This window comes from Flavobacterium sp. KH_035 (genome assembly GCF_057839565.1).
Genome location: NZ_CM174492.1, coordinates 3,076,798 through 3,097,169, shown reverse-complemented (window position 1 = coordinate 3,097,169; position 20,372 = coordinate 3,076,798). Strand labels below are relative to the sequence as shown.

Below are 20,372 nucleotides of genomic sequence, written 5' to 3'. Positions count from 1 at the left end.
CAGAGGGGTAACAATTTGAATACTAAGTTGATTTATCCTATATAAGTCTTATAAAAATGTTAACAACATGGAAATCTTGAAATATTTAAACAAAATACAAGAACCTGTAAATCAATATCATAAAGTAATTTAGTAGTGTAGAAAAACCCCAAATTTTTACCTCAACTACCTACAAAAGTGAAAACGTAAAAATTTAAAAAAATGAAAACATTTTATCCACTCAGCCTAATAATAGTCCTAAGTTTTTTTGTTTCTTCTTTTACCAAAACTGATCATAAGAACGTTTCTTATAAAAAAACTTCAACTATCGCGCCCGTTTACAAGAATTCAGGTTCTGATAATGTAAACGAAATTTCAAATGACTTCTTTAAAAGATATTCTGATTTGAAAAAATATAAGTCTGACGTCATGTCATTATACAAAAATAGAACTCCGGGAACTATTTGGTTTGATGAAGATGCCATCAATGAGTTTGGTTCTGCATTATATCAAAAAGCTAAAAAAACGAATGATTTGATTGTTCCTTATCAAAAAGAAATCGATGCTCTTTTTTCTTCTTCTTCAACAACAAAGCTGTCTAAAACAGATGCAGATATGCTTTTGAGCACTTTATATATTGCTTATGCCCAAAAAAATAATGTAGATACAGGGAAAAAAATGTCGTATGATGCTATGCTGAAAGATTTTTTAAATTACAGTACAATCGAAAAAGCCACTACTTCGACCATTGAAAATGTTAAAGTAACATATGATCAATATTATAAATTACAGGACGTTCTGAAAAAATATAAAAAACTAGACCGTTCTAATAAATGGAAGCCTATTGTTCCGGAAGAAACACCTTATAAAGATTTACGTCCGGATGCTGTTTCAAATACTATCGCCCAAGTCAGAACCCGTTTATACTTATTGGGAGATTTAAAAAATGATTCTAAAAGTAACGTTTACGACCGTGAATTAATGGATGCTGTAATGAAATATAAAGTTCGTAACGGTTTCAAACCTAACTATATTTTAGCAGAAGAACATATTAAAGAAATGAATGTTCCTCTTGCCGATAAAATGGAGACCCTAAAACTTAACATGGAGAGATGTCGTACTATTTCGGATCAGATGGCGGGTTGCGATGAGTATGTTTTAGTCAACGTTCCTTCGTATGAATTGATTTATGTGAAAAATGGGAAGGTGCAACTGTCTTCGAGTGTCTTTGTTGGAGCACCATTAACTAAAACAACCATTTTTAATGGCGAAATTGAGAGAATCATTTTTAGCCCTTACTGGACCGTTCCGCAAAGTATTGTAAACAATGAGTTGAAAAGTAAAATCGCTGAGGATAAAAATTATCTGGCCAAAAAGAATATGGAAATCGTAAATGGTCAGGTGAGACAAAAACCGGGTCCTGAAAACTCATTAGGATTAGTAAAATTTATGTTTCCGAACCCTGATGACATCTATATGCATGATACTCCATCTAAAACTTTATTCGATTTTGAAAAAAGAACGTTCAGCCATGGTTGCATAAACGTAAAAATGGCAAAAGAATTAGCTGCTGCCATGCTTAAAGATTATCCTGAATGGACTCCCGATAAAATTGATAAAGCTATGGCGGGTAAAACAGAAAACAGTTTTAAACTAACTAAAAAAGTACCTATTTATATTACTTATTTTACTTCGCTGGTCAATGAAAATGGAGAAATTGGTTTCTTTCAGGATGTTTATGAGCGAGATGCTGAATTAAACAAAACGGTTTCTCCTCAGACCGGAGTAGTATCTAACTAAAATCTAGCCAATTAGTTAGTTCGCTTCATCAAAAGATCTGTAATTGAAGCTGCATTTTTTAACAGGGTAATTTTAGATTTGAATTTAGAGTTTGGAAGAATAATAGTATCTTTAATCATTCAAACTCAAATCTAAAATTACCCTTTTTATGGAAGACGACTATACTGAAGTTAGAAAAAGCTGGTGGGACAGAAACTGGAAATGGTTTGTACCAACAGGATGTTTGAGTCTTTTAGTCCTTTTTGGTTTGTTTCTTACCGGACTTTTCTTCGGAATAACTTCTATGCTCAAAGAATCTGATTCTTATAAAGCTGCCATGAACGAAGCACAGCATAACACCATAGTACTGGAGAAATTGGGCAGTCCAATTGAAGATAATGGAATTGCCTCAGGCAGCGTTAATTCAACTAATAGCATAGAACATTGCAACTTACAAATTCCAATACGAGGTTCTAAAAGCAGAGGAACTTTATTTGTGGTGGGGACCAAAAACGGAACATGGAAATACGACGAAATGAGTCTTTATGTTGAAGACACTAAAGAAAAAATTGATTTACTAAAAAAGTAAAATACGATCTACACTATACTTTTATCCCAATTTTAACCCATTAAATGTAAATACCAAAAAATTGATTTAACACATAGAAACATAGAATTTAGGTGAAAAAGAGAATAAAAAAAGAAATACATTTCTTTCAAATAACAGGTTATGTGTATTTAAATGAAGTGAAACGCCTTTTTTATAGATACCCACTATGTGTTAAAAGCAATTACACTTAACAGATTTATCTTTATTTCATAATATACACTATGAACTTACGCTCATTTTTTTTGTTTCTTTTTTTAAGTTTTTATTCTTGTATTTTTTCCCAAATAACCCAGCCAAATACCTCACAAAAGCAACCTGAAAGTAAGACTACTGCCAATCAGGTTGATTATGTTAAGATACTCTGGTTAGATCAAAAAGGTGTTTTGCAGCTCAATGAAGATTATATTAAAACCCTGACCGATCCACAGCGAGCGGCTCTGGGACTCATTACTACAGGTGTTGGCAATGAATGTCATTGGGATGGTACTAAAAAAACAGACGAAAGCAATTTAAAATGTAAGTTCCTTTCTGCCCTAAATCTAGGATACCAATGCTCCGAAACACATCTTGGCTTTTTAAAACAATGGTTCAAAAACGATCCAGAAGTTTTAGAAAGTTTACAATTTTGTACCAAAACAGAATCTTTACCAACAAATCAGGATCTTTTTCTTTGGTTAAAAATGGCCACAACCAACAATAAGATTAAAATCATCTACGCTGCAGTTGGCATGGATTCCGAAACAGAATCGAAATGGAAGTGGACTGAAGAATCTATTTATTCCTATACTCAAAGCGAAATTAAAAGAATACATAAAAAAAATCTTCAAGGTGGATTTTTTTAGAAAGAGGTACTGAGGTTCTAAGGTTCTGAGTTGCTAATTGGTTTCAAAAATAACGCTATCATTTTTGTGGCAATTTTGGGAAAAAACATTTGGATAGTCTACCTCTTCAACTAATTTTTACTGCCACCTCTATTTATAATATCGTATAATTCTTTCAAATCAAAATGCTACTCAAAACAGGCCATATTTCATACTAATTCTAATATCCAACTCCTTAAGTAACTGATGCAATACCGTTTATTCAGTAAGGCGCTTTTTTCATTTAAAAACATCCTTTTTAATAGTTAGCTTCACTGTCATATTCCTATATTTGGGCAAAAATTAACCTATGAGAAAAATTACATTATTACTACTGCTAGCCCTAATCAGTGGTACTTCTTATGCTCAAAAAGCAGACACAAACAAGAAAAAAGTTAAAATTACCATCCCAAAATCAGACTCTTTTAAAAACATTAAAACATATAACATTATCATCCAGGGAGATGATACCTGGAATGCAACCTATGCGAAGAAGAATTCAAAAACTTATGAGCACAATGTTCTTAAAAATACAATTGAAGATTACACTAAAAAAGATACAACAAATCCCGACGTTCGCGTTTTAATGGGCTACAAAGGTTCTACTTATAAAAGAGCAGATAACGGCACTTATCTTTTAGATGGAGATTTCAAATATTTAGTTTTAGGAAAAAACAATGAAATCTTATATGAAAAAGGTACAAATGCTAGAATGTATTCTGGCACTTATGTTAACGGAAAACCAAATCAAAGCTTAGCCAGCGATTTGAATAATATCGGATATAAATACCTTACTGACAATAACATTCTTATTACTGAAAAAGAATTTACTTTAAACTACGGTTTATTCGAAAAAGCGGAGGAATTTAGTGAACTTGTTGAGTTTAACACTAAAACGGATGAGTTTTTAAGCAAAATTGCTGCCAACTCCTTAGACCAATCCTACCTAACAGAATTAGAAAAATTCTATTTGAGTTATGTTGGTAAAGAATACAAAAAATTAAAGCCAAAAGATTATAACAAGGTAATTTATCTAAACTTAGCCTTGACACAAATGTTTCTGTTAAACTTTGATAAATCTTTAGAATATCTTGAAACAGCTAAACAAGGTGCCGGAATGATGAGTTTATGGCCAGGCGAAGCTCAAGCAAATATTACAAGTTTAATGACGGTTAACCAAAAAAACTTAACTGCTAAAGTTGAAAACCCAACATTTGATTCGGCTTACTTTATCTATATCAACGGAAGCGTGTCTCAAAATGATAAAAAACTGTCAGGAAAATTAAAGACCGATCGTTTTGCCAATCGTGCAGAGGGAAGTATTATGGAATCTAATGATCCAACAGCAGCAAAAGTTTGGGCTTACAAAGATAATGGAGAAGTTGATTTTGTAGTAGTTAATGATAAAACAACAATCACTACTGATAAAGGTCTTGAGTTAAAATTCATTTCGTATGATAACAGTTTTATTTTGGTTGAAAAAACTGGAGATTCATGCTTTAAAAAATACGAATCCAACTCAAATGATGTTTACTGTGAGAAAGACGGTAAATTTGTAATCCAAAAATAAAAATACATAGTACTACGAAGTACAAAAAATTAAAAGAGGTTCAATTTTAGCAATTGGGCCTCTTTTGCATTTATAAGATTTATTCCTCTGTCTCAAAAAAGGTGCTAAGACGCTAAAGTTCTAAGATTCTCAGGATAAATAATAAAAACTTAGTCCCTCAGAACCTCAGCACCTTAGAACCTCCAAAAACCCAATGTTAAGGATGCAACAAATTGTTTACCCTCCTGAAATAAAATTGTGGCTTTATTTTTGAATAAGTAGTATTTTTGAAACTTATAAAACTCATTTAATGAAAAAGATTTTAATTCTATCACTTGCCCTTACATTTTCTTTTAGTTCTTATGCTCAGGTACAAAAAACCTTAGATCAATTATCACAGTTGTCGTCAAAAATTAAAGGCAACAGTGGTATCGATATCGCTTCGGGATTAAAAGAAGCCCTAAACAAAGGAATTACGCAGCAAGTAAGCAAATTAACCGCTGAGGATGGTTTTTATAAAAATGAAGCTGTAAAAATCTTAATGCCGGAAGAATTACAAAGGGTTGATGCTACCTTACGAAGAATCGGATTATCATCTCTTGCAGATGAAGGAATCAAAGTACTCAACCGCGCTGCCGAAGATGCCGTTAAAGAAGCAACTCCAATATTTGTTTCAGCCGTTAAAAACATGTCCTTTAACGATGCTAAAAATATTTTGCTGGGAAATGAAAATGCTGCAACCAGTTATTTACAAAACAGTACCACAACTGCTTTATATGGAAAATTCAATCCGGTAATCAAAACTTCTTTTGAAAAAGTAGGTGCCGATGTAGTCTGGACAAACATAATCAAGAAATACAACACCATCCCTTTAGTGCGAAAAGTAAACCCTGATTTGACTGATTATACAACGAATCAGGCTTTGGCAGGTGTTTTTAAAATGATTGCTGTCGAAGAAAAAGACATCCGTACCAATATCAATGCGAGAACATCTCCTTTATTGAAAAAAGTATTCGCCATGCAGGACAAAAAATAATTTTTATTGTTAAACTGTTTATTTGTTAACCAATAACCAAATGCAAAAAATAACCATTCTAATTCACTGTAAAGACCAAAAAGGAATTATCGCCGCAGTGACGACTTTTATTGCTAAAGTAGAAGGAAATATTACTTATATCGATCAGCATGTTGATATAGAACAAAATGTGTTTTTTATGCGATTAGAATGTGAACTCACCAATCATCATGTGAGCCCTGAATCGATAAAAGAAGATTTTGCAAAAACTATAGCAGCTGATTTTGATATGTCCTGGGATTTGTACAATCAGGAACAGAAACCCAAAATGGCATTGTTTGTTTCAAAATACGACCATTGTTTGTTTGACATCCTTGGCCGTTACAGTGCAGGCGAATTAAATATAGAAATACCTCTAATCATTAGCAATCATAATGATTTGCGATCGATTGCAGAACGATTTGATATTCCGTTTCACTGCGTGCCTTTTACAAAAGACAATAAAGAAGAAGGGGAAGCCAAACAAATCGAGCTTTTAAAAAAGTATCAGATTAATTTTATTGTATTGGCGCGTTACATGCAAATCATTACTCCAAAACTGATTTCACTTTACGAGAATAAAATCATTAATATTCATCATTCGTTTTTGCCGGCCTTTCCCGGGGCAAAACCATATCATTCGGCTTTTAAACGAGGTGTTAAAATTATTGGGGCAACCAGCCATTATGTAACAGAACAACTGGATGAAGGACCAATTATCGAACAGGATATCTCCAGAGTTTCACATATTCATTCCGTTGAAGATTTTATCATGAAAGGACGCGATTTAGAACGCATCGTTTTAGCCAGAGCAATAAAACTACATGCCGAACGTAAAACAATGGTTTACAGTAACAAAACGATTGTTTTTTCTTAGATACAGAAGGACAAAGGTTCAAAGGAACAAAGTTTTTCCTCCTAAATAAACAAACCCTACAGATTTTAAAAATCTGTAGGGTTTACTTTTTAAAATATACGTTCAATACTCAGAACCTTTGTTCCTTTGAACCTCTGAACCTTCTATTAACGTACATCAAATCGGTCAAGATTCATTACTTTAGTCCATGCTGAGACAAAATCTTTTACAAATTTTTCTTTGACATTACTACTGGCGTAAACCTCAGCGATCGCACGAAGTTCAGAATTCGAACCAAATATAAGATCTGCACGGGTTGCCGTCCATTTTACTTCTCCGGTAGAGCGATTGCGTCCTTCAAAATTTTCACCTGTCTCATTGATTGCTTTCCACGTAGTTCCCAAATCCAATAAATTAACGAAGAAATCATTACTCAATGTTTCTGCATTTGTAGTAAGCACACCATGTTTAGAACCATCGTAATTGGCATTCAAGACTCTCAAACCTCCTACCAACACTGTCATTTCTGGTACTGACAACGTTAACAATTGTGCTCTGTCTACTAAAAGCTCTTCTGTAATGGCATTTGTTTTGGCACTTTTATAGTTTCTGAATCCATCTGCTTTTGGCTCTAACACTTCAAACGAATGCACATCAGTTTGTTCTAAAGTAGCATCACCTCTTCCCTGTGTAAATGGAACATCTATGGATAAACCAGCATTTGATGCTGCTTTTTCAATTGCAGCAGATCCTCCTAAAACAATTAAATCCGCAATAGACACTGATTTTCCTGAATTAGCAAAATCATTTTGTATATTTTCTAAAACTGCCAATACCTTTTTCACCTGCCCCCCTGCATTAACTTCCCAACTGATTTGTGGTTCGAAACGAATACGGGCACCATTAGCTCCCCCACGCTTGTCAGAACCACGGAATGTAGAAGCCGATGCCCAAGCAGTATTTACTAATTGTGAAACCGATAAACCACTCGAAAGGATTTTATCTTTTAAAACGGCAATATCATTATAACTCAACTCCCCTTTAGCCGCAGGAATCGGATCCTGCCAAATCAATATTTCACTCGGAACTTCAGGACCTAAATAACGTGAAATTGGCCCCATATCTCTATGAGTCAGTTTATACCATGCTCTGGCAAAAGCATCAGCAAATTTGTCAAAATTTTGCATATAATCTCTTGAAATTGCCTCATAAACAGGGTCCATTTTCATTGCCATATCCGCCGTTGTCATCATTGGAGCATGTCGTTTGGCCGGATTATGAGCGTCTTCTACCGTTGTTGCAGCACTTTCGTCCGTCGGAGTCCATTGATGAGCTCCTGCAGGACTTTTGGTCAATTTCCAGTCGTATTTAAATAAAGTTTCGAAATAACCATTATCCCAGGTAGTTGGATTTGGTTTCCATGCTCCTTCAATTCCACTTGTGATAGCATCTTCACCTACTCCGGTACCAAAACTACTTTTCCAGCCCAGTCCCATTTGTTCTATGCTTGCCCCTTCCGGCTCTGCGCCTACTAAGGCTGCATCTCCGGCTCCATGCGCTTTACCAAAAGTATGCCCACCCGCTGTTAAAGCTACGGTTTCTTCATCATTCATAGCCATACGGGCAAAGGTCTCTCTAATATCTCTACCGGAACCTAACGGATCCGGATTTCCATCCGGACCTTCAGGGTTTACATAGATCAACCCCATTTGTACAGCCGCGAGTGGATTCTCTAAATTTCTATCACCAGTATACCTACTATATGGTTTATCGCTGGTAGCTAACCATTCTTTTTCTGAACCCCAGTTTACATCTTGTTCCGGTTCCCAAACATCTTCTCTTCCGCCTGCAAAACCAAAAGTTTTAAATCCCATAGATTCCAAAGCACAGTTACCGGTTAAAATCATTAAATCGGCCCAAGAGATTTTATTACCATATTTCTGTTTAATTGGCCAAAGTAAAAAACGTGCTTTATCCAGATTACCATTATCCGGCCAACTGTTTAAAGGAGCAAAACGCTGGTTTCCTGAACTCGCGCCTCCACGACCATCAGATATACGGTAAGTTCCCGCACTGTGCCAGGCCATACGAATAAATAAAGGTCCGTAATGACCGTAATCTGCCGGCCACCAATCCTGCGAATCTTTCATCAAATCAAAAAGGTCCTTTTTGACAGCATTCAAATCTAAGGTTTTAAATGCTTCAGCATAGTTAAAACCTTCTTCCATCGGATCGGACAAATTAGAATGCTGACGTAGTATGTTTAAATTTAACCGATTTGGCCACCAATCTTTATTAGAAGTTCCTGTACCAGCAGTTTCTTTCACTTGTCCATTATGAAAAGGACATTTACTTTCGTTTGAATCACTCATTTTTTTCTGTTTTTTTTGATTAAAATTAACTGTCTCCTATCAAATGCTAATTTTTTTAATAAATCACACATCACTGATATTTAACACTTTATCAAATATACAAACTTATCCTTGCGATATTAATAAACAAAATTGATTGTTTTTATATTTTAATAGTCAAAAATTATTTAACGCTACAGAAAGCTCAAAACAGGGAATCAAAAAATCTTAACTTATGTCCAACAAAGTAATAACAAAACCTTAACAGCAAAACATTCATATAAGTTGGATCTTTGTAGTGTAATAAACTGGTTATTTATTATTTTGGTTTTGGTTAGTTAAATGATGCCGGCGTCTTCGAGATGTCGGCATTTTTTTTTTGCTAATTTGATATGCGGTTTAAGGTTATTGGATTGTGTATTTAACCGCTAAGTCCGCAAAGTTTTTTTGTCCATGATTTTGTATAAAACAGAAAGTTCGCAAAGCTTTATACATATTAAGCTTTGCGAACTTTTCGAAAAATCGTAGCGGACTTAGCGGTTAAATTATGTTCAAAGTAAAGCAACCTGAAACAAAGAAAACCTGAAACTAATTTCTAAGTCTTTCATGCAGTATTTTGAAGTATGGAAAAGCCTTTAACAATCGGCTTCCGTGCCAGGAGAACATTTCGCCATCGACGAAAATAATTTTGGCATGATGCGTAAAGCGCCCGATCTCAAAGGCGTCTTCTTCTTTAAACGGATAAGGCTCTGACGAAAGGAAAACCAAATCAGGATCGCCTTCCAGACGCATTTTTTTGAGTTCAATTTCAGGATAGCGGCCTTTATCACTATAAATATTCTGAAAATGATTCAGCTTCAACAACTCATTAATATAAGTATCGTTTCCTGCTACCATATAGGGATTTTTCCAAATAAAGTAAGCTGCTTTTTTCTCCGGAATGTCCTGAACGTATTTTTTGAAATCGTCTAAAGCGAAAGTTAACTTATTATTCCATTTTTGAGCTTCGGTTCTGCAGTTGAAGAGCTGTCCAAAATCCGAAATCATTTGGAAATTATCTTCGATAGAAACAATATTGGTTACCCAAACCGGGCAAATTGTGCTTAACTGTGCTACAATTTCAGGAGTATTTTCTTCTTTGTTGCAAATGATAACATCCGGCTCTAGTAGTTTTATCTTTTCAAAATGAATCTTCTTGGTCCCTCCAACCATTTTTTTAGTCGATTTAAAATGATAAGGATGCACACAAAACTTGGTGATTCCGATAATTTTCTCTTCTAAACCTAAATCGTAAAGCAATTCCGTCTGAGAGGGCACCAGCGAAATAATTCGCTTTGGAGTGGTTTCGAAGGTATGTAAAGTACCAAGCTGATCTTGTAATTGTTTCATGCATTTTTTTTGATTTTCGGTTGCAGGTTGCAGTTTACAGTTTACAGTCGCAGTCTCAGTTTTCACTTTTCGACTACAACAAGCACTGAGACTGTAAACTGAGACTGTAAACTTTATTTATCACCTATAATCATAGCCATTTCTTTTTGAACTTTCAAGGCTTCTTCCCTTGCTTTTTCGGCAAAGTCAGTTCCTTTTGAGGCGTAGATAATTGCTCTTGCCGAGTTAACCAATAAACCAACCTGATCGTTCATTCCGTATTTGCAAACTTCGGACAAACTTCCGCCCTGAGCACCAATTCCAGGAACTAACAAAAAGTTGTCCGGAACAATCTTTCTGATTTCAGTAAAATATTCCGCTTTTGTAGCACCTACTACGTACATCAGATTGTGGCTGTTTTTCCAGGTTTTAGAGGTTTCTAAAACTTGTTTGTATAATTCCTTTCCGTTTACGTTTAGCGTCTGAAAATCAAAAGCTCCTTCGTTTGAAGTCAGCGCCAACATTATGGTATGTTTATTCTCAAAAGCTAAAAACGGTTCAACCGAATCTTTGCCCATATAAGGAGCAACGGTTACACTGTCAAAATTTAAATCTTCAAAAAAAGCTTTGGCATACATGCTTGATGTATTTCCTATGTCACCGCGTTTTGCATCGGCAATGGTAAACATTTCAGGAAAATTCTCATTGATATATTCAATAGTTTTCTGAAGCGAAAGCCATCCTTTTAATCCATAAGCCTCAAAAAAAGCAGTGTTGGGTTTGTATCCCACAGCCAAATCATGAGTGGCATCAATTATTGCTTTGTTGAATTCAAAAATAGGATCTTCAGTTTCTAATAAATGAGTTGGAATTTTGGTCAGATCGGGATCCAGTCCAACGCATAAAAATGATTTTTTTAATAGAATTTGTTCGTGTAGTTGTTGTGTTGTCATTCTTGATTTTTTAGTTCTTCTAATGCAGTAGAAATACTTCCATTTCAGAAGTATGCAAAAATAAAAAAAGCCATTCAATTACGAATGGCTTTTTGGTTTTATATTCTATTTAAGCTTACAAATTGCCTAAATAAACAATTTCTGTTCTTCTGTTCTCTGCTCTTCCTTTTGCTGTTTTGTTCGATTGAACCGGTTTTGCAGATCCAAATCCCTGTGAACTTAAGTTCGCCGGATTTACCCCTTTTGCAATCAGAGCATCCATTACTACTTTTGCTCTTGCTTCAGATAATTTCTTATTTGTTTTAGGATTCCCTACATTATCGGTATGTCCATTGATTGCAAACTTAGCATTTGGATAGTTTTTCAGGATTTCTTTGATCGCATCTAATCTGCCTGAAGTTTCTCCTTTTCTGGCATCACTTAAAGTTGCTTTTCCGGTTGTAAAGAAGATAGACTTCGCCTCTACTTTCAATTGTGCTAATGTTTCTTTGGTTACTTTAGGACAACCATTATTCTCTGCAGGACCATATACTAATGGGCAAGCATCATCCTTATCTAAAACACCATCTTTGTCTGCATCTAAAACAGGACATCCTTTATTTTCTACAGGACCCGCAACATCCGGGCAAGCGTCGTCTTTGTCTAAAACGCCATCTTTGTCAGTATCCGGCCAAGGACAACCTTTGTTTTCTACCGGACCGGCAACTGCAGGACAAGCATCTACATTGTCTAATAAAGTATCTCCATCACTATCTTTCCAAGGACATCCCTTATTTTCTACAGGACCTGCAACACTTGGGCAAACATCATCTTTATCAAAAACTTTGTCTCCATCTGTATCTGGCCATGGACAACCATTATTTTCTTCCGGACCTGCTACTTTTCTGCAAGAATCTTCTTTATCAATTACTCCGTCTTCATCCGTGTCTTTGAATTTCTTCTGATAAACCGGAATTTTTACCCCAAGATGAAAATCAACCGCTTTGGATTCTTTCGAAACCAGATTCGTCAAAACAGAACCCGAACCAATAAAGAAAGCACCTAAGCGAATCCCTGATCCTACCTGCATTCCACTATACTCCATCCAGGTCATTGGTACATAAAAACTAAACCATCTGCTTTCATAACGAGGCGTTAGACTAACACGATTGGCAATACTACTTCCGTTTAATTTCGAATCGCTCACCATGCTGATGTCACCATTTAAATTCAAGTAGAATTTTCTGTACATGTTCCAATCTACATCAGCGTGAATTGCTGTTGGTAAATTTGTTTTAACTCCTTTAGAAGTCGAAACTTTCGTATAATGCTCATTTAAGAAATCATACAGATTATCAGCATCATTAATCATTTTCTCCGTTACAATTCCTGTAACATTATAGGTATCTAATTTTGAATTTCTGTAGTTAATAGAACCAATATCAGTAACCGACAGACCAAAACGCACCTTGTATTTATTTAAATCACGAAAGTTATTGTCTGCTCTCTTTGCCTTGTTTAAATCGTATTTCTCGTATTCCGGTCTCCATTCGTAAACAAGTCCAAAATCAAATCCAAAACCATTCGAATTAGCATCGAATTTATAATCTTCATTAGCTTCAAAATCCTGGCTCGCTCCTATAGTTACTTCTCCTTCAGAAAAAAGAGTACTGGCTCTCGGATTTGCTTTATTTTCTACAAACGCCACTTTAACTCCTCTGCCCTGAGTATAACCATTTACACCTCCCTGAAGGTACTTTGCAGTCAAACCTCCTTTTAAGAAATGCTGATTATTCTGCCATAAAACTGCTGCATAAGAAAGACCAACTTCTCCCCATGAATGAGAAACTCCGTTTGGGTTACCCAAATTAAAGTTGAAATTGCTTGCATGGTCTAAACCATCTTTTACTTCATTTACAAGATTACCATTAACATTGTAGACATTGCTAATAGATCTGGCTCTCGTAAAAACCGCAATAGTATGTTTAGGAGCGATATTAAACATAAAAGACGGCCCCATAATATCAAAATTAACCAAAGCATTGTTTGCTTTAGCGGGCGTCATTATAGACTGACTATCAAAATCATATCCTTTTTTGTATACATCAAAAAGACGAACACCATAAAGATCATTCGATACCGATCCACTGATGGAAAACAGGTTAATATCAGTTTTAAAACGGGAATCAGCGATAGAAGCCGGATTAAAAAGAACACTTTGAACACCGGCATAATTATCATGCGTGTATCCCAGATAAGACTGAGATTTGGCCGAAAAAGTAATGGCAATTAGTAATAAACTGAGTAAAGTTTTTTTCATTAAAATTTGTTTTGTTTTAGGTAAATTCGGCGGCAAAACTACACTATTTGAACTACAAACAGGTTACGTAAACATTGAATTCCTGTAACTTCTTTAACAAATTATGTAAGAAGATCAGAAGACTCATTTTCTATTTTTGGTAACAAACCTTTAATCAGACAATTATGATCCCACATATTGGAATAACACCAAAACAATTAAAAAAGAGTACGGTACTATTAGCCACAATTTTATCTAACGAAATGACTCTTTATGTAAAAACCAGAAAATTTCACTGGAATATTTCGGGAAACAGCTTTATGGAATTACACCAATTATTTGAAGAGCAGTATCGAATTCTGGAGGCCCATATTGACGAAGTTGCAGAACGCATCAGTCAGCTTGGAGACAAAACTATTGGAACAATGAAAGAGTTTATCGAGAATTCAACGCTTAAAGAGTCTCCAAAAGAATACCCTTCACAGAAACAAATGTTAAAAGAACTTTTAGAAAATCATGAACAGCTAGTGACGGAATTTCGGGATTATATTCCTGTTTTTGAAGAAGAGAATAACGATGCAGGCTCGGCCGATTTTGTGACCGGATTACTTCAGGAACACGAAAAAATGGCCTGGGTTTTACGCCGTTATCAGATTTAAAAAGCTCAAAATGTGAATTATACAACTCTTCTTCAAATGGATGTAACAGAAAACCAACAACTAATCGACAACTTTACAATACTATTAATATTTAAAAGTTAAGATCATGAATACTACAGAAATAAAAGGAAATTGGAATGAGTTAAAGGGAAAACTGAAGCAAAAATTTGCAACTCTGACGGATGATGATTTGATGTTTGCTGAAGGTAAAGAAGACGAAATGTATGGTAGACTTCAGCAAAAACTGGGGAAAACAAAAGAAGAATTTCATCAAATCCTCTCAGATTTGTAACCCTTTCTGACTCAATCGGGATACCGTCTAGTATAAATATTAGACGGTATTTTTTTGAGAATTTTCTTTATTATTTCAAATATTAGTAAATTTCTAACAACTGTTAAACGATAGAACCAAAATTAAATTAAGTATCTTTAACCAAATTTTTATAGAATGAAACTATTTATAAAGTTTGACATCAACACCATTTGTTCGCTTTTTTTAAAGCACAATCTGGATCAGCACAATATAAATTTTACGAGCCTTGGTTTTGGCGAAATTGAGATCAATGATAATCTTGATGCTGAAGCACTTGAAGCTTTAAAAGAAAAACTAAATCCGTGTGGATTTGAAATTGTTGAAAACCAAAAAAGTGTTCTGGTTCAGAAAATAAAAGATGCTATAATCGAGCTTGTTTTCATGGAAGACAATAACAATTACAAAAGTTCAGTGTTTTTGGCCGAAAAGCTCAACCATAGTTATGGTTATCTGTCGAATGTATTTTCGGAGGTGACTTATTCTTCTATCGAAAATTTTATCATTTTACAGAAAATTGAAAGAGCAAAACAATTAATTATTATCAACGAAATGAGTCTGACCGAAATTGCTTTTTTACTCAACTATTCAAGTGTAGCCCATTTGAGTACACAGTTTAAAAACACAACCGGAATTACACCGTCGGCTTTTCAGAGAATAATTAAGAAACGAAGAGAAAATTTAAAATAAAATCCAAATACCACATTAAAATGCAAAAAAACGCATTACACATTTTATTAGCTGATGATGATGAAGACGATCGCCTTTTTTTTAAAGATGCCTTTGAAGAAATAAAGATCCAGACCAAAGTAGAATTTGCTCATGACGGAATGCAGTTAATGGATCATTTGATGAATCCTGACAATATGTTACCTGATATTTTATTTCTGGATTTAAATATGCCTAAAAAAACCGGAAAAGAATGCTTGATCGAGATTAAAAAAACCGAGCATTTAAAAAACATTATTATTGCCATCTACTCTACTTCCTCATCTGAAGAAGACATTGAAGATACCTTTATTCAGGGAGCGAATATTTACATTAAAAAACCTAGTGATTTTAACAATCTGAAAAAAATAATTAATGAAGTTGTTACCGTAAACTGGCACTATCATACCTCAGGGTTAAACCGTGATAATTTTCTGTTGCGACTAAAATAGTAGAACACTTATGAAGTGGATCCCAAATTTTAATTCTTCAAACTCTTTGAGAGTTATTTTTGTAATCGCAGTTTTCATTCTGTTATTTCTTTCTTCTATTGCTTACAAGCACAACCAGGATCTCAATGAGTCCAGTAAGTTGGTAATGCATACGTATGAAATTAACATTCAGTTAGAACGATTAATGTCAGCTATAAAGGATGCCGAAACAGGACAGCGTGGTTATATCATAACCCGTAATTCCCGTTTTTTAACCCCTTACCTTTATTCGCGTGACAAGGTAAACACTTCTTTTATCACTTTAAAAAAGTTAACGGCAGACAACCCAAAACAGCAGGAAAACCTTCAAAGGTTATTCAAGCTGATTATTCAACGTTTTGTTTCTTTTGAAAATTGCCTCAAATACAGCGATCCCAAAACCTATGACAAACGAAAACTCGACAATTATATGTTTGGGGGACGAATTTTGATGGAGAACATTCGTTTTAAAGTAGACGAAATGAAAGACAGCGAAAAAAGCTATCTGGCCAAAAGGTTAAAAATTTACGATGCCGAAATTTCTCTCAGCCCACTTTTTTCAATTTCACTATTTCTGGTTGCTTTAACTTTTATTTTACTGGCTTATCGACAAATCAGTCGTGATTTTGAACGCCTAAAAGTCATTAACAAACAGCTGTTGATTTCCAGCGGACTTATGGCGGAATCTGAAGCTATTGGTAAATTCAGTACCTGGCAATGGGATTTAGACACCAACAAAATCGATTATTCCGACAATCAATATCGTTTATTGGGTTATGAACCCAATGCTTTTGTTCCTGAAAAGGGTACTTTTTTAAATTTTGTGCATCCTGATGACAAAGAAACAGTTGCAAAATCGATGGAAGGAATTCTTAATTACGAACAATTGCCTTTTGTTTATTATAAAATTATGCTTCCGAATCATGAAGTCAGGTATTTTAAAACGACCGGAAAATTATTAACAGATCAGCAGGGAAGTAAAATTTTGCTGGGAATTAATTTTGACATTACCGACGAGCATTTACTAAATATAGAACTTCAGGAACGCAACCTGGAACTGGAGAAAAGTAATAAGGAACTGGCTTCTTTCAATCACGTTGCGAGTCACGATTTACAGGAACCGCTGAGAAAAATTCAGACTTTTATCTCCAGAGTTTCTGATGCCGATAAAGCAGTTATGTCACAGAGCGCCCGGGATTACATCGCCAAAATTGAGGTTTCGGCCAAAAGAATGCGCGTTTTAATTGATGATTTGCTTTTATTCTCCAGAACCAATACCACCAAAAAAGAGTTTATTAAATCAAATTTAAATGAACTACTCAAAAATGCCGAGGCGGAACTAACCGAAATGATCGACGAAAAGAAAGCAGTAATTACCGCTACAAAATTGCCTAAACTGTCTGTTATTCCGTATCAGATTGAACAGCTTTTTATCAATCTCATTGGAAACTCTTTAAAATACAGCCGTCCAAATATTACTCCCGAAATTACAATTGAAAGTCAAAAAGTACTTTCAGCTGACTATCCTGAGCTATTGGAACAGAATGTGAAAAAGTTCCACAAAATAACTTTTACAGATAACGGAATGGGGTTTGATCCTCAATTTAAGGAAACTATTTTTGTATTATTTCAGCGACTTCATTCCAAAACCGATTATCCGGGAACAGGGATTGGTCTGGCAATCTGCAAAAAAATTGTCGACAATCATAAGGGCCATATCATCGCCGACAGCCAACCTGATCAGGGTTCTGCATTCACCATTTTTCTTCCGGATTAGGCCTTCAAAAAAGCCTTCAAAAACCACATAACAAACGTTATATAAATCTTTTATGGGAATTATATAACGTTTCTTTTTTATGCTGTAAAGCAAAATCTTCTATTCGTCGCCATCTTTGTAATGTAATACTTTATGAAGTAATAATGAAAGCAATCCCCAGAGTAAAAGCATTTTTTTTCAGAGCAATATTTTTATTGTTAATCCTAGTTTTTGTTTCATCATGTAAAAAAAACTATCCAATAGAAACCTCTTTAAAAAACGAAACTTTTACCAAGAATGAAAAGGAAGAAATTGAAGCCTTTTTTTTTATTGCGGCGGCAAATGTAAGTCAATCTATTATTTCTAAAAGTCAAATTGCGCAACAAAAAAGTTCTGACAGTACCATTCTCGAAATAAGCAAAAAAATCGAAATCAATCAAAACTTGTTGCTACAGGAAATAACTAATCTGGCCAATAAAAAGCTCATTATTATTACCGAAATCAACGCAACCCGTAAACGAGATTTATACGATTTGATTGATGCCAATGAAAACAGTTTCAATATAGCATACTTAAATTCGATGAATGAATCATTAGAAGAACAGATTCGGTTACTGGAATCAATTTCAAAGGAAACAAATGATCAAACGATTTTGAAAATGGTTTTACAGTATCTGCCACAACAATATGAATTTTCAAGAGAAATTCAAAGATCAAAAATAGTAATCTAAACGCCTCTACATCTATTATTAACTAAACTATTGAACTATGAAAATGTACACCAATTTTTTATGCGCCTTCACCCTTTTTTTAACAGCTTCATTTGGAATGCTGCACGCTCAGAACAATAATGTAAATACCGAGTACGGGATCAAAGGAGGGTTCAACATGTCGAATTTGTATTCTAATGATGCCAACGACGACAATGTATTGTACGGTTTCAACGCCGGACTTTATGCGACTTTACCTATCTCTGATTTTATTGCTATTCAGCCGGAAATCCTGTTTACCACAAAAGGAGCCAAACTAGAATACAATAATGTTTTTGCCAGCGGAGATTCAAAATTCAAACTAAATTATATTGAAGTTCCTTTATTGGTAAGAGTCAATATCACTAAAAATTTCAATGTTCATGCCGGTGGTTATGCTTCTTATCTCGTAAGCTCAAAAGTTACGGGTAACGGAGATATCAACTTCGAACAGGAAATCGACACTAATGATCTGAACAAGTTTGATGCCGGTCTCGCAGCAGGTGTAGGCGTCGATTTTGATCCAATAAGTATTGGTTTACGTTACAATTACGGACTTACAACCGTTGGAAAAGAAAGAACGGTTGCCGGAACAACATACACTTTTCCGGATGCAAAAAACAGCAACCTTACTTTATATCTTTCGTATAAGCTAAATTAGAAAAGGAATTTATTAACCCTAAATACACAAATCATGTCAAATTTATTATATACCATCGCAGTAATTCTGGTCATACTTTGGGCATTAGGCTTTTTTGTTTACAGCCTGGGAAGTATCATTCATATTTTATTAGTCATTGCCGTTATTGCTATACTATTCAGACTTATTAAAGGTCGTGAAATTTAAAAAACAAGTACTATTAACTACTTTATATTAATTACTAAATCAGATATTATGAAAACGAGTAACACAATTTTAGGAATTTTAGGAGCTGCAGCGGCAGGAGCATTTTTGGGCGTTTTATTTGCACCGGACAAAGGGTCAAATACCAGAAAGAAAATATCAGACAAGTCTAAAGATTACGGAGATAATCTAAAAAACAAGTTCGACGGAATTGTAAGCACGATTTCTTCAAACGGTAAAGAAATTATCGAAGAAGGAAAAGCAAAATTCAGTCAGGCAAAAGAAGACTTCAACACGCTTAAAGACGAAGCAAAAGCCGTAAAATCGAACTATTAAAAAGTGAAATTTGTAAATCCTAAACATACCCCTCTATCATGGAATCAAATGCAACAACAAACGAGAACTTAAATCTTTACGAGAAAGCTGAGAATTATACCAAAACGAGTTTAGAGTTAATAAAACTCAAAACGGTATCAGCATCAGCAGATGTTTTATCGACATTAACCTCCAGGATCGCAGTTGGAGCTGTTGTTGCATTTTTTACCCTATTCCTCAATATTGGGATCAGTTTATGGATTGGAAAAAAATTAGGCGAATACTATTACGGTTTTTTTATACTGGCAGTCTTTTATTTAATTGTTGCCATAGTGCTGCACAAATTGCACCACAGACTTATTAAAACCCCTATTGGAAACATGATTGTTTCCAGTATTTTAAAAGAAACTAAAAAAGAGAGCGATTCTGATCTAAGTCAATCAAAAAACTAAAAAAGACTGTTATGGAAACTATTTACACCCTTGATTCACTAGACCGGAAGATTCAGCTTTTAGAAAATCGGCAAGACGCCGAATGGTGTTCGATTAAAGACGAAATCGATGAAATTAAAGAGCATTTAAAACCTCTTAACCTCATTCGAAACACAGTCGAAGAAATCAACGAAACAGTTGGCTTTAAAAGCCATCTGGCACAATCAGCGATCAGTATCGGAATTGGTTATCTGGCCAAAAGATTTGTGGTAGGAAAAAGTAAATCGACTTTCAAAAATATCTTCGGATCCTTACTACAGCTTGTTGTTACCAACATCGTTTCGAAACCGCACGAACCTTCACACGAAGATTCGGCACCATAAAAATTGTCAAAAGAGTAATGGTCTAACTAAAATTTAATTATTATGGAAAAGTTAAGCGAAATAATAGTAAAAAATGGTGTGTACATGTACTCTAATCTCTATAAATATTT

Annotated in this window: 21 protein-coding genes; 17 read left to right on the top strand and 4 right to left on the bottom strand. The window is 34.7% G+C overall.

Going from position 1 to position 20,372, the window contains the following annotated elements; translation table 11 throughout:
• Positions 1-201: 201 nt before the first annotated feature.
• The 6 genes from AC3IS6_RS12685 to purU all read left to right on the top strand — a co-directional run bounded on the left by AC3IS6_RS12685 (position 202) and on the right by purU (position 6,708).
• Entirely contained in the window at positions 202-1,779 is a 1,578-nt protein-coding gene (locus AC3IS6_RS12685) for a L,D-transpeptidase family protein (RefSeq protein ID WP_489159818.1), read from the top strand.
• A gap of 148 nt (positions 1,780-1,927) precedes the next feature.
• Positions 1,928-2,347, top strand: coding sequence for a cytochrome c oxidase assembly factor Coa1 family protein (locus AC3IS6_RS12680; protein ID WP_173967941.1), 420 nt, complete (start codon positions 1,928-1,930; stop codon positions 2,345-2,347).
• Between the two features lie 242 nt (positions 2,348-2,589).
• The gene (locus AC3IS6_RS12675; protein ID WP_489159816.1) at positions 2,590-3,210 is read left to right on the top strand and encodes a hypothetical protein; all 621 of its coding nucleotides are present in this window, start codon (positions 2,590-2,592) and stop codon (positions 3,208-3,210) included.
• A 328-nt stretch (positions 3,211-3,538) separates the two neighbouring features.
• Complete coding sequence (locus AC3IS6_RS12670; protein ID WP_489159815.1) at positions 3,539-4,798, top strand: hypothetical protein; 1,260 nt, start codon at positions 3,539-3,541, stop codon at positions 4,796-4,798.
• Positions 4,799-5,087: 289 nt separating this feature from the next.
• Positions 5,088-5,813: a DUF4197 domain-containing protein gene (locus AC3IS6_RS12665; protein WP_489159813.1), complete on the top strand. Its 726-nt coding sequence runs from the start codon at positions 5,088-5,090 to the stop codon at positions 5,811-5,813.
• Between the two features lie 40 nt (positions 5,814-5,853).
• On the top strand, positions 5,854-6,708 hold the full coding sequence (gene purU / locus AC3IS6_RS12660) for a formyltetrahydrofolate deformylase (protein WP_489159812.1): 855 nt from the start codon (positions 5,854-5,856) through the stop codon (positions 6,706-6,708).
• A gap of 146 nt (positions 6,709-6,854) precedes the next feature.
• On the opposite strand, the gene katG is transcribed toward purU, so the two are convergent.
• From katG to AC3IS6_RS12640, 4 genes are all read right to left on the bottom strand, one after another.
• Positions 6,855-9,059, bottom strand: a complete 2,205-nt coding sequence (gene katG / locus AC3IS6_RS12655) for a catalase/peroxidase HPI (protein ID WP_489159810.1) — start codon at positions 9,057-9,059, stop codon at positions 6,855-6,857.
• A gap of 567 nt (positions 9,060-9,626) precedes the next feature.
• On the bottom strand, positions 9,627-10,427 hold the full coding sequence (locus AC3IS6_RS12650; protein WP_489159808.1) for an ABC transporter substrate-binding protein: 801 nt from the start codon (positions 10,425-10,427) through the stop codon (positions 9,627-9,629).
• A gap of 113 nt (positions 10,428-10,540) precedes the next feature.
• Entirely contained in the window at positions 10,541-11,359 is an 819-nt protein-coding gene (gene pyrF / locus AC3IS6_RS12645; protein ID WP_489159807.1) for an orotidine-5'-phosphate decarboxylase, read from the bottom strand.
• A 115-nt stretch (positions 11,360-11,474) separates the two neighbouring features.
• Entirely contained in the window at positions 11,475-13,658 is a 2,184-nt protein-coding gene (locus AC3IS6_RS12640; RefSeq protein WP_489159805.1) for a DUF5723 family protein, read from the bottom strand.
• Positions 13,659-13,822: 164 nt separating this feature from the next.
• Between AC3IS6_RS12640 and AC3IS6_RS12635 the strand changes: the two genes are divergently transcribed.
• The 11 genes from AC3IS6_RS12635 to AC3IS6_RS12585 all read left to right on the top strand — a co-directional run bounded on the left by AC3IS6_RS12635 (position 13,823) and on the right by AC3IS6_RS12585 (position 20,262).
• Positions 13,823-14,296: a Dps family protein gene (locus AC3IS6_RS12635; protein WP_489159804.1), complete on the top strand. Its 474-nt coding sequence runs from the start codon at positions 13,823-13,825 to the stop codon at positions 14,294-14,296.
• A gap of 106 nt (positions 14,297-14,402) precedes the next feature.
• Complete coding sequence (locus AC3IS6_RS12630; RefSeq protein ID WP_173967932.1) at positions 14,403-14,588, top strand: CsbD family protein; 186 nt, start codon at positions 14,403-14,405, stop codon at positions 14,586-14,588.
• Between the two features lie 156 nt (positions 14,589-14,744).
• A complete protein-coding gene (locus tag AC3IS6_RS12625; RefSeq protein WP_489159801.1) occupies positions 14,745-15,296 on the top strand; it encodes a helix-turn-helix domain-containing protein in 552 nt (183 codons plus the stop codon).
• A gap of 20 nt (positions 15,297-15,316) precedes the next feature.
• Entirely contained in the window at positions 15,317-15,766 is a 450-nt protein-coding gene (locus tag AC3IS6_RS12620) for a response regulator (protein WP_173967930.1), read from the top strand.
• Positions 15,767-15,776: 10 nt separating this feature from the next.
• Positions 15,777-17,561, top strand: coding sequence for a sensor histidine kinase (locus AC3IS6_RS12615; protein WP_489159799.1), 1,785 nt, complete (start codon positions 15,777-15,779; stop codon positions 17,559-17,561).
• 143 nt (positions 17,562-17,704) lie between these two features.
• The gene (locus tag AC3IS6_RS12610) at positions 17,705-18,271 is read left to right on the top strand and encodes a DUF4142 domain-containing protein (protein WP_489159797.1); all 567 of its coding nucleotides are present in this window, start codon (positions 17,705-17,707) and stop codon (positions 18,269-18,271) included.
• A gap of 37 nt (positions 18,272-18,308) precedes the next feature.
• On the top strand, positions 18,309-18,950 hold the full coding sequence (locus AC3IS6_RS12605) for a porin family protein (protein WP_489159795.1): 642 nt from the start codon (positions 18,309-18,311) through the stop codon (positions 18,948-18,950).
• A gap of 33 nt (positions 18,951-18,983) precedes the next feature.
• Positions 18,984-19,136 (top strand): lmo0937 family membrane protein, encoded by a 153-nt coding sequence (locus AC3IS6_RS12600; RefSeq protein WP_115098685.1) that lies wholly within the window; start codon positions 18,984-18,986, stop codon positions 19,134-19,136.
• A gap of 48 nt (positions 19,137-19,184) precedes the next feature.
• Positions 19,185-19,469 (top strand): YtxH domain-containing protein, encoded by a 285-nt coding sequence (locus AC3IS6_RS12595; protein ID WP_173967926.1) that lies wholly within the window; start codon positions 19,185-19,187, stop codon positions 19,467-19,469.
• A gap of 38 nt (positions 19,470-19,507) precedes the next feature.
• On the top strand, positions 19,508-19,900 hold the full coding sequence (locus AC3IS6_RS12590; RefSeq protein ID WP_489159793.1) for a hypothetical protein: 393 nt from the start codon (positions 19,508-19,510) through the stop codon (positions 19,898-19,900).
• Positions 19,901-19,911: 11 nt separating this feature from the next.
• The gene (locus tag AC3IS6_RS12585; RefSeq protein ID WP_489159792.1) at positions 19,912-20,262 is read left to right on the top strand and encodes a hypothetical protein; all 351 of its coding nucleotides are present in this window, start codon (positions 19,912-19,914) and stop codon (positions 20,260-20,262) included.
• Positions 20,263-20,372: the final 110 nt, after the last annotated feature.

Excerpts from the sequence above, each read along its gene's own strand:
- AC3IS6_RS12685 (WP_489159818.1), top strand. The coding sequence starts at position 202 with ATGAAAACATTTTATCCACTCAGCCTAATAATAGTCCTAAGTTTTTTT.
- AC3IS6_RS12680 (WP_173967941.1), top strand. The coding sequence starts at position 1,928 with ATGGAAGACGACTATACTGAAGTTAGAAAAAGCTGGTGGGACAGAAAC.
- AC3IS6_RS12675 (WP_489159816.1), top strand. The coding sequence starts at position 2,590 with ATGAACTTACGCTCATTTTTTTTGTTTCTTTTTTTAAGTTTTTATTCT.
- AC3IS6_RS12670 (WP_489159815.1), top strand. The coding sequence starts at position 3,539 with ATGAGAAAAATTACATTATTACTACTGCTAGCCCTAATCAGTGGTACT.
- AC3IS6_RS12665 (WP_489159813.1), top strand. The coding sequence starts at position 5,088 with ATGAAAAAGATTTTAATTCTATCACTTGCCCTTACATTTTCTTTTAGT.
- purU (WP_489159812.1), top strand. The coding sequence starts at position 5,854 with ATGCAAAAAATAACCATTCTAATTCACTGTAAAGACCAAAAAGGAATT.
- katG (WP_489159810.1), bottom strand. The coding sequence starts at position 9,059 with ATGAGTGATTCAAACGAAAGTAAATGTCCTTTTCATAATGGACAAGTG.
- AC3IS6_RS12650 (WP_489159808.1), bottom strand. The coding sequence starts at position 10,427 with ATGAAACAATTACAAGATCAGCTTGGTACTTTACATACCTTCGAAACC.
- pyrF (WP_489159807.1), bottom strand. The coding sequence starts at position 11,359 with ATGACAACACAACAACTACACGAACAAATTCTATTAAAAAAATCATTT.
- AC3IS6_RS12640 (WP_489159805.1), bottom strand. The coding sequence starts at position 13,658 with ATGAAAAAAACTTTACTCAGTTTATTACTAATTGCCATTACTTTTTCG.
- AC3IS6_RS12635 (WP_489159804.1), top strand. The coding sequence starts at position 13,823 with ATGATCCCACATATTGGAATAACACCAAAACAATTAAAAAAGAGTACG.
- AC3IS6_RS12630 (WP_173967932.1), top strand. The coding sequence starts at position 14,403 with ATGAATACTACAGAAATAAAAGGAAATTGGAATGAGTTAAAGGGAAAA.
- AC3IS6_RS12625 (WP_489159801.1), top strand. The coding sequence starts at position 14,745 with ATGAAACTATTTATAAAGTTTGACATCAACACCATTTGTTCGCTTTTT.
- AC3IS6_RS12620 (WP_173967930.1), top strand. The coding sequence starts at position 15,317 with ATGCAAAAAAACGCATTACACATTTTATTAGCTGATGATGATGAAGAC.
- AC3IS6_RS12615 (WP_489159799.1), top strand. The coding sequence starts at position 15,777 with ATGAAGTGGATCCCAAATTTTAATTCTTCAAACTCTTTGAGAGTTATT.
- AC3IS6_RS12610 (WP_489159797.1), top strand. The coding sequence starts at position 17,705 with ATGAAAGCAATCCCCAGAGTAAAAGCATTTTTTTTCAGAGCAATATTT.
- AC3IS6_RS12605 (WP_489159795.1), top strand. The coding sequence starts at position 18,309 with ATGAAAATGTACACCAATTTTTTATGCGCCTTCACCCTTTTTTTAACA.
- AC3IS6_RS12600 (WP_115098685.1), top strand. The coding sequence starts at position 18,984 with ATGTCAAATTTATTATATACCATCGCAGTAATTCTGGTCATACTTTGG.
- AC3IS6_RS12595 (WP_173967926.1), top strand. The coding sequence starts at position 19,185 with ATGAAAACGAGTAACACAATTTTAGGAATTTTAGGAGCTGCAGCGGCA.
- AC3IS6_RS12590 (WP_489159793.1), top strand. The coding sequence starts at position 19,508 with ATGGAATCAAATGCAACAACAAACGAGAACTTAAATCTTTACGAGAAA.
- AC3IS6_RS12585 (WP_489159792.1), top strand. The coding sequence starts at position 19,912 with ATGGAAACTATTTACACCCTTGATTCACTAGACCGGAAGATTCAGCTT.